Origin of the sequence: Galactobacillus timonensis (genome assembly GCF_900240265.1) — a bacterium.
Lineage (GTDB): Bacteria > Bacillota_I > Bacilli_A > Erysipelotrichales > Erysipelotrichaceae > Bulleidia > Bulleidia timonensis.
This window is the reverse complement of the sequence record NZ_LT964739.1, coordinates 1,121,412-1,135,878: the sequence shown is the minus strand read 5'-3', so window position 1 is coordinate 1,135,878 and position 14,467 is coordinate 1,121,412. Positions and strand designations below refer to the sequence as shown.

Below are 14,467 nucleotides of genomic sequence, written 5' to 3'. Positions count from 1 at the left end.
TCCATGAACATTGGTATTGTTATTGACTGCTGCTCGGTACTTTTGGGCGGTCTGATTGGATCCGTAATCAAGGATCATCTCTCCGATTCCTTCAAGACACAGCTGACGAAGGTTCTCGGTCTTTCTTCGATGGGCATGGGTGTTGCGGCCATTGTGCTGATGGAACATATGCCTGCCGTTATCTTCGCTTTGATTATCGGTACTTCGATCGGCTTGATCATTCATCTTGGTAAGCTGATCAATTCCGGTGCCGTTATGATAAATAACCTTGTCAGTAAAAGTGAAACAGACACTGACCGAAGCGAGATGATGGTTACAGCTGTGGTTCTCTTCTGTGCCAGCGGCACCGGTATCTATGGCGCATTGACGGCCGGTATGAGCGGCGATTCGAGCATCCTTATTGCCAAGAGTATGCTTGATCTCTTTACGGCGATGATCTTTGCCTGTACGCTTGGCAGAAGTGTTTCTCTGATCGCGATTCCGCAGTTCATTATTCTTGAAGCTCTGTATCTTCTTGCCGGTGTGATCGTACCTTTAACAACACCTTCGATGATCAATGATTTCAAGGCCTGCGGAGGCTTCATTATGTTAGCGACAGGCTTCCGTATGGTGAAGCTGCTCGATTTCCCCATTGCGGATATGTTACCGGCGATGATCCTGGTCATGCCGTTCTCTGCACTTTGGACAAGCATCTTCTGATCCTCTTTCTGAAGCGATCATGCCTCGGAAGGACAAAGCTGTTAAGAGACGATAAAAGGCTGGCCGAATGCACATTTGACCAGCCGCAATGTAAGAATTTATCCCTGCCACTTACAGCCAGGGACAGTGATATGCGTCAATCCTTCAGTGAAGTGATTGGAACCACATACACTCCGTCCGGCCGGCGATAGGCCGCATTTGACATGCCACAGACGACACAGAGTGCCTGCGGCTTTTTGGCTTTTGGATCTTCTGCAAATTCATTACTGATTCTTAAAAGATTTGAAGCGCCGGCGTCAATTTCACCTGCGCCAAGCTTGATTTCAAATCCGCACCAGTTTCCATCCGGCAGCTCGATCACTGCATCGATCTCACGTCCCTTGTAATCCTGGTAATGGTACAGTTTGCCGTCGAAAGTATCGGCGTAAATTCCAAGGTCGCGTTCGACAAGGCCTTCGAAAAGAAACCCCAGAGTGTTCAGATCATTCATCAGGTTGTCAGGGGTGCAGTTCATTAATGATGCTGCAATGGATGGGTCGCAGAAATGGCGCTTTGCCTGCTGTTTGACGCGAACAGAGGAGCGCATTGATGAAGCGTATGCAGGCTGATCATTCAGAAGAAAAAGCCGATCGAATACATTCAGATAATCGTTAACAGTCTTGGCCGTTATTTCGGCACCATCCTGATCTTTGATGTCACGAATCAGGGTCTGATTTGTCGCTGTCGTGCTCTCGTTTCTTGCAAGAGATTTGAGCAGGCGGCGCATTTTTAATGTGTCGCGTTGAACGCCATCTATGCGGGAGGCATCGTCTGCGATGATTGCTTCAACATATTGCCATGGAACCAGTGAGGCAATATTGAGAGGAATGCCAATATTGTCCGGCCAGCCGCCTCGCAGAATAAAATCAATCAGATCTTTAAGGTCCACTTCGCCAGTCATAACATTATCCGTTTTTCCATAGCAGATGTCTTTCAGAGAAATTTTTCCATCGGAATAACCAGCCTCATAGAGAGACATCGGCATCATATGAATCCTTGCAATTCTGCCAGCTCCGCTGTGCCTGATATTTTTTCGGTTTGGAGTTGCTGAACCTGTCAGAATAAACTGTCCCTTCACACCAGTCTTGTCCACTTCGGAGCGAACAGCATCCCAGATCGGAGGAACTTCCTGCCACTCGTCGATCAGTCTGGGGCTCTCACCTTGTAAGACCATCAAAGGCGAGAGTTCGGCGAGTCTGCGGTTCTGGTAATTATCGGATGGTTCCTGGAGTTTGATCTCACTTGAGGCGTGATGTTCGGAAGTCCATGTCTTTCCACACCACTTTGGTCCTTCGATGCATACGGCGCCAAACGCCTTAAGATAAGTATCGATTTTATCGTCAATCAGACGCCGGCGGTATCTGTCATTATTCATTGGATTTCCTCTATTTCTAAGCAAATAATAACACAGAAAAATATTTGGTTCTCACAGCAATAAATTTATAGTAATTAAAATGACAAATTTTTGGTAATGAAAACCCTAAATTTTTAGTAATGAAAACTATAAATTCTTGATAATAAGCAACGATTGCTTTGGATATCCATCAAACAGAAGACCGGAATCCGCGGAATATCAATCTGAATTATGATTCTGATTCAAAGAGGCTGATGATATTTTTGTCTCCGCTTGTGCTTACTTCTGTGAGCTTTCGGTTGGAACTCTGAACATATCAAGCAGGGCGCTAATTGTATCCTGACCATCAAGACAGGTACCGATCAGATATCCTTTTTCACTGTTCCACTTGGACAGACCGCGATAATAGAAGCTCTTCTTGCTGTCTTTAATAATAAAGGGAACGATATTGTTCTTCAGGCATTCCTTGAACGCAATCAGTCTTCCCACTCTTCCGTTTCCATCCTGAAATGGATGAATCATCTCGAACTCCGCATGGAAAGCGATGATATCTTCAATGGTCACTGTATCCTTCCTAAGATATGAAGCCAGAAGTTCTTGGACTGCGCCGGTAACTTTTTCTGGGGCGGTTGTTTCTGTTCCGCCGACGACATTCGCCCGCTTCTTATAATCACCAACGGCAAACCAGGGAAGCGTCGAGTCCTTGATATCGTGCTTCAGAATGTAATGTAACTGTTTGATGATGTCTTCCGACAGCGGCTCCTCTGCGTGATCGATGCAGTAATCAATCGCCCGGAAATGATGAACGGTTTCAAGAATATCATCCACCCGGATCCCGTCCCCTGCATCGATCATGTTGGTTTCAAAGATCATCCGCGTCTGTTCTTCACTCAGCCGGATTCCTTCCATGTGGCAGGAATTGTAGGTCATCTTTACCTGCAGCTCATGATAGATGCCGCCAGAGATTCCCGCAGCTTTCTCTTCTCTGAGAGTCTGAAGCAAACGATTGTCTGACTTCTCTTCATAGAGATCCTGTGGAAAGCATTGCAGAAAGGCACCGATTCTTTCAAGAACATTCTTGGAAAGCTTCTGCCCCTTTGCGATCTTGGCAATTGTCCGCGATGAAATACCAAGGCGCTTGCCAAGCTGCGACCTGGTAATTCCCTGCTTTCTTAATCTGTTCTCCAGTTTGGTGTAGTCGATCATGGGCAGTTCTCATCTTTACTTTTTCCTATATTATTTCATCGGAAAGTAAAGATTGGCAGGCAATGTATTGTCTGTGCGAAACGATGAATTACAATCAGGCTGAAGGAGAAATTTCCAATGAAAGATCCCACCGTTAGCACTCGTGTAGAAACCAGTGTAAAGATTGACAATATGTCTTTGGATCAGTTAGACGCGAAGCTTTCCCACAGCTATGAGCAGGCAATTGCTGGTGAAGGCAGACCGATGAATGAAGTGTTCGACGATCTTGAAAAAGGTCTTCGCTCCAGCAGTAAATAGTTCTTTTAGGTTTATTCCTGTGCAGGCGGCTGCGGCTGTTCCATCTTACTGAGCACCAGCATACCAATTGCCATACAGATCAGTGCCATCACAAAGGTAAAACCTTCAACGGTAACTAGCGAAGTAAGTAAACCATATTGATACAGCGCAGCTGCCGAGTCTGCCAGGGCATGTAATAAGGACTATCTAAAAATAGATGGGGTCTCGGGGTGCCTCTAAGAAATCCTGGGGTTGACTATCCGGGAGAAGAAAAACAGCTCCAAACTTACATGGGGAGGCACTCAGGCCTTCTCTTTTTCGTATTTGCCGATTATTATGCGGTAAGACATCAACAGAAAGGAAAAGGTTCAGAGTCAAGCTTCCCAGCAACCTCTGAACCCACAACCAAAACCATGGTTAGTGTAACACATTCACAATACAAAATTGTTAAACATCCTAATCATCCGGGCGATTTTTGATGGAATGCAGCGATCCTGTTTTGGATCCTGAAACAGGCCTGTCAATGAATCACTGTGGAACAGCCAGAAGATGCGTTAAAACGCCAGAAGGTTCTTACTGGATCTGGATCCCTGTCGTCGTCTCTTCCAACGGACGACATCACCGTGTCCTCCCTGATTTCCTTGTCCCTTACAAGCACTACTCGGTGCAGACCATCGAATCGGCTCTGGACAATGATCTGGATCTTGATCGTTATTCGCTTCCTTCCGATTCTTCCGTTTACCGTTGGAACAAATGGCTCGATAAGCTCATTGTGCAGCTCCGGATTTTCCTGAAGCTGGTTGATCCGCCTGATTCGCTGCTTCAACAGCTTCGTGTTCTATTCCGGCGTGATGTCCGCCGGGCTCCAGAATATGATTCTTCCAGTGGCTGGGTGGCCGGAATCAATCTCTGCCTGAATAGGCCAAATGACTTTGACTTGGGCCTTTCCTGATCTTCCCCTATGCTGGGCTCAAAGGAGAAGATCTATGTCCGAACAATCTGATAAACAGGCCATTCTTGAATTCTTTAACCTCGATACAGGCAGTGTGGAGAATGTCATCTTCCATAATGACAATGGCAGTGCGTCTGTCCATGTTTTACTGCGGCCGGATCATCCGCCTTGTCCCGATTGCGGCTGTACCCTGCCAAGGGTTAAGGACTACATTGACAAGAAGATAAGCCACGGCGTCTTTACTGATCGTGAGTGCACCATCTTCTATCATGCCCGCAGGTACATCTGTCCTGTCTGTCATCGAACGTACTATGAGAACAATCCATTCTGTTTCAGGAAGCAGCACATCTCCGCCCTCACGGTTGAAAACATTCTGAACGATTTGAAGATTCAGACCGAGACCTTCGCTTCCGTCGCTAAGCGGTATCACATCTCTCCCACAACCGCTGCCTCCGTCTTCGATGCCCACGTAAAGGAGGCGCGAAGACCTCTGCCCACATTGATGTGCTGGGATGAGAACTACGCATTTTATCATCCGGGAGAGAACTCAAAATATGTGTTCGTTATTCTCGACTTTGAGTCACAGGAGCCGGTGGATATCCTGCCAAGCAGAAGAAAAGATTATCTGCTCAGCTACTTTCTCAAAATCCCAGTGGAAGAGCGAAAGCGCGTCAAAATGATTGCCACGGACATGTATAGTGAATACCGCGCCATCATACGTCAGCTGTTCCCTAAGGCCTATCATTCCGTTGACCATTATCATGTCAGCCAGGAGCTCTCCAGAAAGGCTGACAGCGTCCGGATCAGAGTAATGAAGCAGACTCCAAAATATATTGAAGGCACAAAAACACAAACCAACGAGTATTATCTGCTGAAGACATTCAACTGGATGATATTCAAGCGGCTGGACGCCAGAGACAAAGATGGTAAAAAGCTGTTCGATCCCGGCCATCCAAGGAAAATGAACCGCAAGCTGAACCGGTTCCTCAATTATTACGAAATTAAAGCCATGATCGAAGCCGTTCATCCCGATTTGAAAAAGGCATGGGACCTCAAGGATGACGTTGTGGACTTCTATGACAACTGCACTTACGATACTGCTCCCCAGGAGCTGAACAAACTGATTCAGTCCTTCGCAGCCAGTGGTATTCCGGAAATGAAAGAGTTCTCCCGCACCCTGATCAGCTGGAGAGAGGAGATCATCAACTCATTCATTGTCGTAAAGCAGCGTCATACAGTCGATAAGGACACAGGCCAGGTGGTAGTGTCCGACATAAAACTGAATAACGGATTGATGGAGAACCGGAACTCAATCATCAAGACGATCAAAAAAGCAGCCAACGGATATACCAACTGGGACAGATTCCGCAACCGCTGCCTCTATGTGCTCAGGAAGAGCTCCCGGCCATTGTTGAACCCTGTCATTCCGCCAAAGAAGGTTAAGCAATGACAACAAACGGATTAACATACGACCAGGTGTGGATCACGGCAGAAGAAGCCCGTTTGTATGGCAAAGAAGCAGAACTATATCTGCAGCCCCGCATCCGTTCCCTGAACCGAATGTGCCGCTCAGCACAGCGATTAATGCGCGGCATTGAAAGTGAGCTGAAGCAGCACGACCATACGAACAACAGGATCCTGTATGCCTTGAGTACAGACGAGATGCTTGCCCACATCGCCATCTGTTGCGAGATGTTTCTGGACGAATACGAAGAACTGCTGGAGACGCAGCCTTAACGGGCCCGTCTCCTTTTCGTTTCCATAAGAAAAACCGCCTGTTTTACCAGACGGCTTCATGGCGGATAAACCTTTTTGGGGTGCCCCGAGACCCCAGGTTATTTCACTTCGATTTCGAGGCCTCCCCAGAAAAATTTAGATCGCCGTAATAAGATGGCGACGGGATAGAGCCACAGCTTCTTCCTTTCTCTTGCCGCAACAAATACAACCATGGAAAGACCAATATGAATCATCATGGCCGAAATACGCTCCAGCATTGCAACCGCTGCTGTGGCAAACGTAATACTCCTGGCAGAGTCCAAGAGAGCAGTGTTCACTGCCGTATTGCCGAAATCGACACCAAGCACGGCCAATAAGAGAGAAAGATACGTCATGCCCAGTAACAGGATCACCTCAATCCCGCCGTGTCCGATGCCATAGGCGATGGCGGTGGAGGGTTCCTTCTTATCTTTGAGAAGTACCTTGAAGCCGAACAGTCTTCCGGTTTCTTCAAAGATGCCTGCCATCAATGCGGCATAGACCATGGTTAATACAGGTGATGCGGTGATCTTCCGGGCCAGGGAACTGGTGCCGCCAAGGACAGCCTGATGAAGCAGACGTTCCAGAATCATGGCAAAGACAGTAAAGCAGATGGCACCGGCGGCGAAGGACCAGATTCCTTCCCCTGTTTTCTTCTTCCACCAGATCATGAGGCCGATGGGAAAGACGATGCTGAAGATGAATGTAACGATGATTGCGCTGGTTGATGACATCTTTCTGCCCTCCTGAGAATTATGGATTATTTGGACGGGGAACGGTGATCAATGACGGACGTGATGCCGCCAATGAACATGATATGGGGCTGCCAGCCGCCGTTGAAATCCGGGTAGATGGCCGGGCTGGATGCGTAATACTGCTGAACCTCCGGTGCCAGATCGTCTCTTGAAAACTGGTGCTGATACAGCTTCTTACAGACAAAGGTCAGTTCCGCCTCCTTGTAGGCAACTGTATTTTCAACAGCAATCGGTGTGAGTCCGGATGCCTTTACCTTGTCTTCGTCTCTTCCGGAATGGGATCCGATATAGGCCAGTGCCTTCTGGCAGCTTTGGGGATAGAAGCTGACGGTAAAGGTGTCGTTGTCCTTCAGAAATTCACTGGTATAGCGGGCGGGATGGACATAGACCGTTACGATCGGGATACTGCGGCCATCTTTGCCCCAGATATCTCCCAGGCTTCCCCAGCTGACGGTGCAGCTGTTGAAGTGTTTGATGTTTCCGGCGGTTACGATGGCCCACTGTCTGTCAAATAGATTGAAGGCTTTGAACTCTTCTTCTCTGAAATCCTTTTCCATAACATTCCTCCTTATTAATCCACGGCATCGAGCCGTGCCGGGTCTTTTTGGTACACGTCCTGATAATCTTTGGGTGGCAGGGAATACATCTTCTTGAAGGCGCGGAAGAAGCTGGAATAGTCATGAAATCCATGGGCAAGATAGACCTTCGTTACCGGCCTTCCCTGGGCAAGTTCCAGGGCACACTGGCGCAGACGCTTCTGCAGAATGTACTGATGAAGTGAGAGACCAAGCTGCTGCTTGACGACATGGGAAGCGTAGTATTTCGAAACATAGAGATCATCCGCGATCTGATCCAGGGTCAGATCCTCATCGAGATGGGAATCAATATAGGCAAGCAGGCGTTCCAGCAGGTCCGCTTCCCTTTCGTTTTCATCGACATGCGTCTCTGCATAGGCGCCGCGGTTGATATCAAGCAAGAGCTGTTGGATCAGTACGGCAATATAGGAATCGCGTGCATAGGAGGAGGAATGAATCTCCTCCAGGATCCGTAACAGCAACTGGTGCATCTCAATCATCGCATCCCCGGAGAAGCTGTAGATATACTGCTCGCCACGTACAGCGCGCTGCAGGATATATCCATATTCGACGGCTTCTGCCATCAGCTTTTCAACGTAGGGCTTCGAGATCCAGAAGACGAAGCGCCTGTACGATGCGGCAGAGTGAACGATGGCGCGATGCGCGACACCGGGCGGAATAAGGATGACATTGGATGGCGACATGGGATAGCGTCTGCCCCGAATCTCCATCTCAATATCACCTTCCATCGGAAAATAAAATTCATAGTAATCATGGGAATGCACATCGACCGTATGAAAGTCCGTGTCGCTGTAGTAATAGAGCTCGAAGTCCTTCGATAACATGTACTGCCGCGTCTGAAAGGCGGAGCGATAGCGCTGTTTCATAGCGTCATTTTTTCACGGAACCGCAACTTTTGCAATATTGCCAGCAACTTCGTCAATGGGAAGAAAGCACCGGATCGAACACAATAAGGGCACAAACCAAATGTGAAAGGAGATTTACCATATGGAAATGACACTTCGCTGGTACGGCAGCCGCTTCGACACCGTTACGCTGGAACAGATCCGCCAGATCCCGGGCGTCAAAGGCGTCATCACGACGCTCTACGACAAGCAGCCGGGACAGCTGTGGACCCAGGAAGAGATCCACGCCCTCAAGCAGGAAGTGGAGGCTTCGGGCCTGCACATCAGCGGCATCGAGAGCGTCAACGTCTCCGACGCCATCAAGGCCGCTGCACCGGGCCGAGACGCCGATATTGAAAACTACATCCAGACCCTCGAGAACCTCGGCAAAGAGGATATTCATCTGGTGTGCTACAACTTTATGCCGGTCTTCGACTGGACGCGTACCGAGCTTGCCCGCAAGCGTCCGGACGGCTCCACGGTACTTGCTTATATGCAGGCAGCCGTGGATGCCATCAATCCAGAGAAGATGTTTGATTCCATCGCAGGTGATATGAACGGCACCGTGATGCCGGGCTGGGAGCCGGAGCGTCTTGCCCATGTGAAGGAACTGTTCGCTCTCTACAAGGATGTGGACTCTGAGGCTCTGTTCAATAATCTTGTCTACTTCCTGAAGGCAATCATGCCTGTATGCAACAAGTACGATATTAAAATGGCAATCCATCCGGATGATCCGGCATGGCCCGTCTTCGGTCTTGCCCGCATCATCAACAACAAGGCAAACATCCTCAAGGTCATGCATGCAGTGGATGATGTCCATAACGGCGTTACGTTCTGCTCCGGTTCCTATGGAACGAGCCTCGATAATGATCTTCCGGATATGATCCGCTCCCTCAAGGGCCGTATCCACTTCGCCCATGTACGCAACCTCAAGTTCAACAGCCCCGATGACTTTGAAGAAGCAGCACATCTTTCCAGCGACGGCAGCTTCGATATGTATGAAATTGTCAAGGCGCTGTATGACACCGGCTTCAATGGACCGATCCGTCCCGACCACGGACGCATGATCTGGGGCGAAAAGGCAATGCCCGGCTACGGACTCTATGACAGAGCTCTCGGCGCCGCCTATATCAACGGCCTCTGGGAAGCGATCTCCAAAGCAGAAGAAAGAGGGATCTAAAATGAAACTGACACGCGAAGGAATTCAAAACACCAAAGAATGGGAAGATAAGGGATATATTCTCCCAAAGTTTGCCATCGAGCCCATGATCAAGGCGACCCACGACCATCCGGTGTGGGTCCACTTCGGCGCCGGCAACATCTTCCGTGCCTTTATGGCCAATGCAGCTCAGAAGATGCTCGATGCCGGTGAAATGGAATCCGGAATCGTTGCCGTCGATGGCTTTGACTACGAAATCATCCAGAAACAATACCGCCCGCACGATAATCTGTCTGTCCTCGTCACACTGAAGGCCGACGGCTCCGTGGAGAAGAAGGTCATCGCCTCGATCGGTGAATCCTGCATCCTGGACCGTGACAAGGAGAAGGAGTTCAGCCGCCTCAAGGAAATCTTCGCCAGCGACTCTCTGCAGGTCTGCTCGTTTACGATTACAGAAAAAGGCTATGCACTCAAAGACCGCAGCGGCAGCGAGCTCCCCGCCATCACAGCAGACTTTAACGCCGGCCCTGAAAAGGCTTCGGGCTATCTTGGCAAGGTCGCATCTCTGCTGGTATGGCGCTATCAAAACGGTAAGAAACCGGTCGCCATGGTATCGATGGATAATTGCAGCCGCAATGGCGAGAAGCTGTACGCCGCCATGGATGCCTTCGCCCACGCCTGGGTAGACAACGGCTTCGTGGACAATGGCTTCATTGACTATATCGAATCACCTTCTACCGTCTCCTTCCCGTGGTCGATGATCGACAAGATCACGCCCCGCCCGCATCCGGACATTCAGAAGATGCTCGAAGAGGACGGCCTGGAACTGAACACCGTCGTCACCTCGAAGGGTACGTACTGTGCGCCGTTCGTCAATGCGGAGGAGTGTGAGTATCTGGTGATCGAGGATCAGTTTCCTTCCGGAAGACCGGCTCTCGAAGAGGCGGGTCTGATCTTTACGGATCGTGCCACGGTCGAAAAGGCTGAACGCATGAAGGTTGGCACGTGTCTCAACCCTCTGCATACAAGCCTTGCCATCTACGGCTGTCTGCTTGGCTATACACGGATCTGCGATGAAATGAAGGATGCGGATCTGGTTCATCTGATCAAGACCGTCGGCTATGTTGAGGGATTACCGGTCGCAACCGACCCTAAGATTCTCAATCCGAAGGAATTCATTGACGCCGTCGTATACAAACGTCTTCCCAATCCGTTCATGCCGGATACACCGCAGCGCATCGTAACCGATACGTCGCAGAAGCTGTCGGTGCGCTTTGGAGAAACGGTCAAGGCCTATGTGAAACTTGGAAAAGTCGATGAGCTCAATGCCATTCCGCTGGTCTATGCAGGATGGCTGAGGTATCTCTTAGCGATTGATGACAATGGCAATTCGATGACGCTGTCCGATGATCCACTGAAGGACAAGGTCCAAAAGGAACTGGCATCCATCAGCTTCAAAGAGACGGACAGGGACAGGATCCGCAAGGCCATTCTGCCGGTGCTCAAGGACACCTCGATCTTCGGAGTGGATCTTGAAGAAGCGGGACTGGCGGACAGGGTTGTGGACGACTTTGCAAAGCTCAACGAAGGCCCGGGCGCTGTGCGCAGCACTCTGCATGCCTTCAATAAGTAGGAACCAGGCAGGATCCGAAGCATTAAGCGGCTGATTGGCCAGACAGGCGGATCAGCCGCTTTTTTATATCTTTACGGTGCAGGTGTTACAATGCGCACGTATGTGTACAAAGAAAAAATCTGAAACCGCAGCACTGTTTAGGACCTTCTTCAAGATCGGTGCCTTCACTTTCGGGGGAGGCTATGCGATGATCGAGCTGATCAAGGAGGAAACGGTCCGCAAACATCACTGGATCTCTGAGGAAGATATTCTCGATGTCGTTGCGATCGCGGAATCGACACCGGGCCCCATTGCGATCAACAGCGCAACATTCATCGGCTATAAGATCGCCGGCCTCCAGGGAAGTCTGGCCGCGACAACCGGTGTGGTGCTGCCGTCGTTTATCATCATCTATGCGATCTCATTCATTCTGCGTCAGTTTGAGACCTTTTCCGGTGTGCGCTATGCCTTCTTCGGCATCCGGGCGGCGGTTCTTGCATTGATTCTGCAGGCGCTGCTTTCGATGTACCATGCCTGCCCCAAGGGAAAGATGGAATACATTCTGATGGCAGCGGCATTCGTCGCCGTTGCGGTCTTTGACTGCAGCGTTCTGCTTGTGATCGTTTGTGCCGCCATCGTCGGTGTCGCCTGCAGCCGTCTGATCCGTAAAGACGCGAAGGAGGCAGGAAAATGAATCTGGATCTGGATCTCTTTCTGACTTTCTTCAAGATCGGTGCCTTTACGTTCGGCGGCGGTTACGCGATGTTACCGATGGTGGAGCAGGCAGTGATGGCCCACGGCTGGATGACAATGAACGAATTAATCAACTTCATCGCCGTCAGTGAGTCGACGCCCGGCTCCTTTGCGGTCAATGTTTCGACCTATATCGGTACGGTGACCGGAGGACTGGCTGGTGCCGTCGCCGCTACGCTCGGCGTCATTACTCCTTCGTTTCTTATTATTCTGATCGTTGCCAAATCCTATGAAGCCTTCCGCAGAAGCAGGGCGGTTCAGGGCGTGATGTCAGGACTGCGTCCGACGGTGGTCGGTTTAATCGGTACGGCGCTGGTCTCGGTAGGAAAGAGTGTCTTCTTCCCTGATGCAGACATGCACTGGATCAGGTTCCTCCTGTCGGATGCCATCTTCGTATTAAGTGTCTATCTGATCCGCAGGAAAAAGATGAGTCCGATTCCGGTCATTCTGATCGGTGCCCTCATCGGCATCGTCGCCGGCTATGCCGGTATGCTTGCATAAGCCGAATACGGGCGTTGACATCATTTATCTTCCCGCTATAATAGCCTTTGCAATGCGCGGAGGCGCGCTGTTCATCTGAAACAGCAGCCGGATAAGCCGCAGGCTGAGATGCCTGTCCTTATCCGGCTTTCTGTTATTTTGGGAGGAAAGTCACATGGCAAACGGCAATTTCACGCAAGGAAAGATTCTCAGTCCGCTGCTTAAGTTTACGCTGCCGGTTCTCGCTGCCCTGTTCCTGCAGTCACTGTATGGTGCGGTTGACCTTCTGGTTGTCGGTCAGTTTGCGACCAGTGCCGATGTTTCAGCTGTCTCGACGGGTTCACAGCTGATGAGTGTCATCACCAACACGATTGCGGGCCTGGCAATGGGTACGACGGTACTCATCGGCCAGCAGATCGGCAAGGGCGAAAAAGAAAACGCCGGCAGAACCATGGGCGTATCCATTGCCTTCTTCCTGTTTCTGGCGGTCGTTCTGGCTGCTTTGATCATGCTCAATGTTGAGCATCTTGCCCGCATCATGCAGGCGCCGCAGGAAGCGTTCTCAGCGACCTGTGACTATATCCGCATCTGTGGCTTCGGTCTGATCTTTATTATTCTCTATAACCTGATCGGGTCCCTATTCCGGGGCATCGGTAATTCCCACGTACCGCTGATGACCGTAGCGATTGCGGCCGTCATTAACATTTTCGGCGACCTTCTGCTCGTCAATGTGTTCCATATGGGAGCTGCCGGAGCCGCCTGGGCAACCATCGCTTCCCAGGCCATTTCGGTACTGATCTCTTTCCTGATCATCCGCAAAACCGAGATGCCGTTCACGTTTCATATGAAAATGGTCCGCCTCGACTGGCAGCGGATTAAGGAAATCGTTTCTCTCGGCATCCCGATTGCGCTCTCCGACTTTCTGGTCGGCATCTCATTCCTTGTCATCATTGCCATCGTCAATACGCTTGGTGTAACCGCCAGTGCCGGTGTCGGCGTCGCGGAGAAGGTATGTGGATTCATTATGCTGGTGCCGTCCGCATTCTCACAGGCGATGGCGGCCTTCGTTGCCCAGAATTATGGTGCCGGACGAATGTACCGTGCCCGCAAAGCGATGCGCTACGGCATCTTCGTATCTCTCGGGATCGGAGCCGTAATGGCATGGTTCTCCTTCTTCCATGGCGAGGTGCTGTGCCGCCTCTTCTCCGCCGATCCGAAGGTTGTCACCGCCGGTGCCGATTATCTGAAGGCCTATGCCATTGACTGCCTGATTACGCCGTTCTTCTTCAATATGGCTGGCTTCTTCAACGGCTGCGGACATACAAAGATCGTCATGATCGAAAACATCATCGGCGGCATCTGTGTACGTCTGCCGCTTGCCTACCTCTTTGCCCGCATTCAGCCGGTGTCTCTGTTCCGCATTGCACTGGCAACACCAAGTGCCTCCATCATCCAGACCATAATCTGCACAATCTATCTGTTCAAGGTATTTGGAACAGCTAAGAAAACAGTACAGATGGCGAACTGATCGCTCTCAAGATCAGGAAGACGCTTACTGTCCTTGCCGGATTAAACTCTATGCCTCACCATTTCGGTTCTGCTCAGTATCCAGGTGAATGCTAAGTGCAACTGAAAACACATAGTTCCCACATGAAACCGACCACTTAAACAGATGCGGAAATATTGCAAAAAATCAAGCAGTCAATCGGCATGAATAGGCGAAGACCTTTTCTCTTTTCCTTTGAAATTCCCTATCCTTGCGATAAGAATGTTGCCTTCGATTAATGATCACCACTGCCAGTTTCGTAGTGGTCTTTCACCCTCAGTTATCGTCAAAGCCAGACACATCAGGAATAAACCTTCTCTCATAACCGACGTAGGCCATGATACTTATCCTTATGTGCTTCAGTCTTGACATTTTCCTCGTCGTTCTTTCTAGGTCTTCCT

At 50.1% G+C, this 14,467-nt stretch carries 15 protein-coding genes; 10 read left to right on the top strand and 5 right to left on the bottom strand.

From position 1 onward, the window contains the following. Positions 1–3 precede the first annotated feature (3 nt). Positions 4–699 carry a DUF554 domain-containing protein gene (locus C1714_RS05350; protein ID WP_102342219.1) on the top strand — a complete coding sequence of 232 codons (696 nt, stop codon included), beginning with the start codon at positions 4–6 and terminating at the stop codon, positions 697–699. Between the two features lie 136 nt (positions 700–835). Here C1714_RS05350 and C1714_RS05345 read toward each other — a convergent pair whose 3' ends face one another. Further along, positions 836–2,113 (bottom strand): ATP-binding protein, encoded by a 1,278-nt coding sequence (locus C1714_RS05345; RefSeq protein ID WP_102342218.1) that lies wholly within the window; start codon positions 2,111–2,113, stop codon positions 836–838. A 258-nt stretch (positions 2,114–2,371) separates the two neighbouring features. Next, positions 2,372–3,298 carry a Fic family protein gene (locus tag C1714_RS05340; protein WP_102342217.1) on the bottom strand — a complete coding sequence of 309 codons (927 nt, stop codon included), beginning with the start codon at positions 3,296–3,298 and terminating at the stop codon, positions 2,372–2,374. Between the two features lie 117 nt (positions 3,299–3,415). On the opposite strand from C1714_RS05340, the gene C1714_RS05335 reads away from it, so the two are divergent. From C1714_RS05335 to C1714_RS05320, 4 genes are all read left to right on the top strand, one after another. Continuing rightward, positions 3,416–3,595, top strand: a complete 180-nt coding sequence (locus tag C1714_RS05335; protein ID WP_102342216.1) for a hypothetical protein — start codon at positions 3,416–3,418, stop codon at positions 3,593–3,595. Between the two features lie 457 nt (positions 3,596–4,052). Beyond that, positions 4,053–4,526 (top strand): DUF6431 domain-containing protein, encoded by a 474-nt coding sequence (locus C1714_RS05330; RefSeq protein WP_102341883.1) that lies wholly within the window; start codon positions 4,053–4,055, stop codon positions 4,524–4,526. A 34-nt stretch (positions 4,527–4,560) separates the two neighbouring features. Beyond that, positions 4,561–5,976, top strand: coding sequence for an ISL3 family transposase (locus tag C1714_RS05325; protein WP_167849913.1), 1,416 nt, complete (start codon positions 4,561–4,563; stop codon positions 5,974–5,976). Continuing rightward, on the top strand, positions 5,973–6,263 hold the full coding sequence (locus C1714_RS05320; protein ID WP_102342215.1) for a hypothetical protein: 291 nt from the start codon (positions 5,973–5,975) through the stop codon (positions 6,261–6,263). The genes C1714_RS05325 and C1714_RS05320 overlap by 4 nt, the downstream gene beginning before the upstream one ends. A 98-nt stretch (positions 6,264–6,361) precedes the next feature. Here the strand turns inward: C1714_RS05320 and C1714_RS05315 are convergent, their stop codons facing one another. From C1714_RS05315 to C1714_RS05305, 3 genes are read right to left on the bottom strand one after another with little or no spacing between them, the layout of a single operon-like run. Then, positions 6,362–7,015, bottom strand: coding sequence for a YhfC family glutamic-type intramembrane protease (locus tag C1714_RS05315; RefSeq protein ID WP_102342214.1), 654 nt, complete (start codon positions 7,013–7,015; stop codon positions 6,362–6,364). A 26-nt stretch (positions 7,016–7,041) separates the two neighbouring features. Next, complete coding sequence (locus tag C1714_RS05310; RefSeq protein WP_102342213.1) at positions 7,042–7,593, bottom strand: flavin reductase; 552 nt, start codon at positions 7,591–7,593, stop codon at positions 7,042–7,044. A 14-nt stretch (positions 7,594–7,607) separates the two neighbouring features. Then, entirely contained in the window at positions 7,608–8,498 is an 891-nt protein-coding gene (locus C1714_RS05305; RefSeq protein ID WP_102342212.1) for an AraC family transcriptional regulator, read from the bottom strand. Between the two features lie 121 nt (positions 8,499–8,619). On the opposite strand from C1714_RS05305, the gene uxuA reads away from it, so the two are divergent. From uxuA to C1714_RS05280, 5 genes are all read left to right on the top strand, one after another. After that, positions 8,620–9,696 carry a mannonate dehydratase gene (uxuA, locus tag C1714_RS05300; protein WP_102342211.1) on the top strand — a complete coding sequence of 359 codons (1,077 nt, stop codon included), beginning with the start codon at positions 8,620–8,622 and terminating at the stop codon, positions 9,694–9,696. A 1-nt stretch (position 9,697) separates the two neighbouring features. Next, on the top strand, positions 9,698–11,308 hold the full coding sequence (locus tag C1714_RS05295) for a mannitol dehydrogenase family protein (RefSeq protein ID WP_102342210.1): 1,611 nt from the start codon (positions 9,698–9,700) through the stop codon (positions 11,306–11,308). A 100-nt stretch (positions 11,309–11,408) separates the two neighbouring features. Continuing rightward, positions 11,409–11,981 (top strand): chromate transporter, encoded by a 573-nt coding sequence (locus C1714_RS05290; protein WP_102342209.1) that lies wholly within the window; start codon positions 11,409–11,411, stop codon positions 11,979–11,981. After that, entirely contained in the window at positions 11,978–12,541 is a 564-nt protein-coding gene (locus C1714_RS05285) for a chromate transporter (RefSeq protein ID WP_102342208.1), read from the top strand. The genes C1714_RS05290 and C1714_RS05285 overlap by 4 nt, the downstream gene beginning before the upstream one ends. Before the next feature lie 154 nt (positions 12,542–12,695). Next, positions 12,696–14,048: an MATE family efflux transporter gene (locus C1714_RS05280; RefSeq protein ID WP_102342207.1), complete on the top strand. Its 1,353-nt coding sequence runs from the start codon at positions 12,696–12,698 to the stop codon at positions 14,046–14,048. The last annotated feature ends 419 nt before the right edge of the window (positions 14,049–14,467 follow it).

Bases quoted from the DNA above. Each gene is read 5' to 3' on its own strand.
- C1714_RS05350 (WP_102342219.1), top strand. From the start codon at position 4: ATGAACATTGGTATTGTTATTGACTGCTGCTCGGTACTTTTGGGCGGT.
- C1714_RS05345 (WP_102342218.1), bottom strand. From the start codon at position 2,113: ATGAATAATGACAGATACCGCCGGCGTCTGATTGACGATAAAATCGAT.
- C1714_RS05340 (WP_102342217.1), bottom strand. From the start codon at position 3,298: ATGATCGACTACACCAAACTGGAGAACAGATTAAGAAAGCAGGGAATT.
- C1714_RS05335 (WP_102342216.1), top strand. From the start codon at position 3,416: ATGAAAGATCCCACCGTTAGCACTCGTGTAGAAACCAGTGTAAAGATT.
- C1714_RS05330 (WP_102341883.1), top strand. From the start codon at position 4,053: ATGGAATGCAGCGATCCTGTTTTGGATCCTGAAACAGGCCTGTCAATG.
- C1714_RS05325 (WP_167849913.1), top strand. From the start codon at position 4,561: ATGTCCGAACAATCTGATAAACAGGCCATTCTTGAATTCTTTAACCTC.
- C1714_RS05320 (WP_102342215.1), top strand. From the start codon at position 5,973: ATGACAACAAACGGATTAACATACGACCAGGTGTGGATCACGGCAGAA.
- C1714_RS05315 (WP_102342214.1), bottom strand. From the start codon at position 7,015: ATGTCATCAACCAGCGCAATCATCGTTACATTCATCTTCAGCATCGTC.
- C1714_RS05310 (WP_102342213.1), bottom strand. From the start codon at position 7,593: ATGGAAAAGGATTTCAGAGAAGAAGAGTTCAAAGCCTTCAATCTATTT.
- C1714_RS05305 (WP_102342212.1), bottom strand. From the start codon at position 8,498: ATGAAACAGCGCTATCGCTCCGCCTTTCAGACGCGGCAGTACATGTTA.
- uxuA (WP_102342211.1), top strand. From the start codon at position 8,620: ATGGAAATGACACTTCGCTGGTACGGCAGCCGCTTCGACACCGTTACG.
- C1714_RS05295 (WP_102342210.1), top strand. From the start codon at position 9,698: ATGAAACTGACACGCGAAGGAATTCAAAACACCAAAGAATGGGAAGAT.
- C1714_RS05290 (WP_102342209.1), top strand. From the start codon at position 11,409: ATGTGTACAAAGAAAAAATCTGAAACCGCAGCACTGTTTAGGACCTTC.
- C1714_RS05285 (WP_102342208.1), top strand. From the start codon at position 11,978: ATGAATCTGGATCTGGATCTCTTTCTGACTTTCTTCAAGATCGGTGCC.
- C1714_RS05280 (WP_102342207.1), top strand. From the start codon at position 12,696: ATGGCAAACGGCAATTTCACGCAAGGAAAGATTCTCAGTCCGCTGCTT.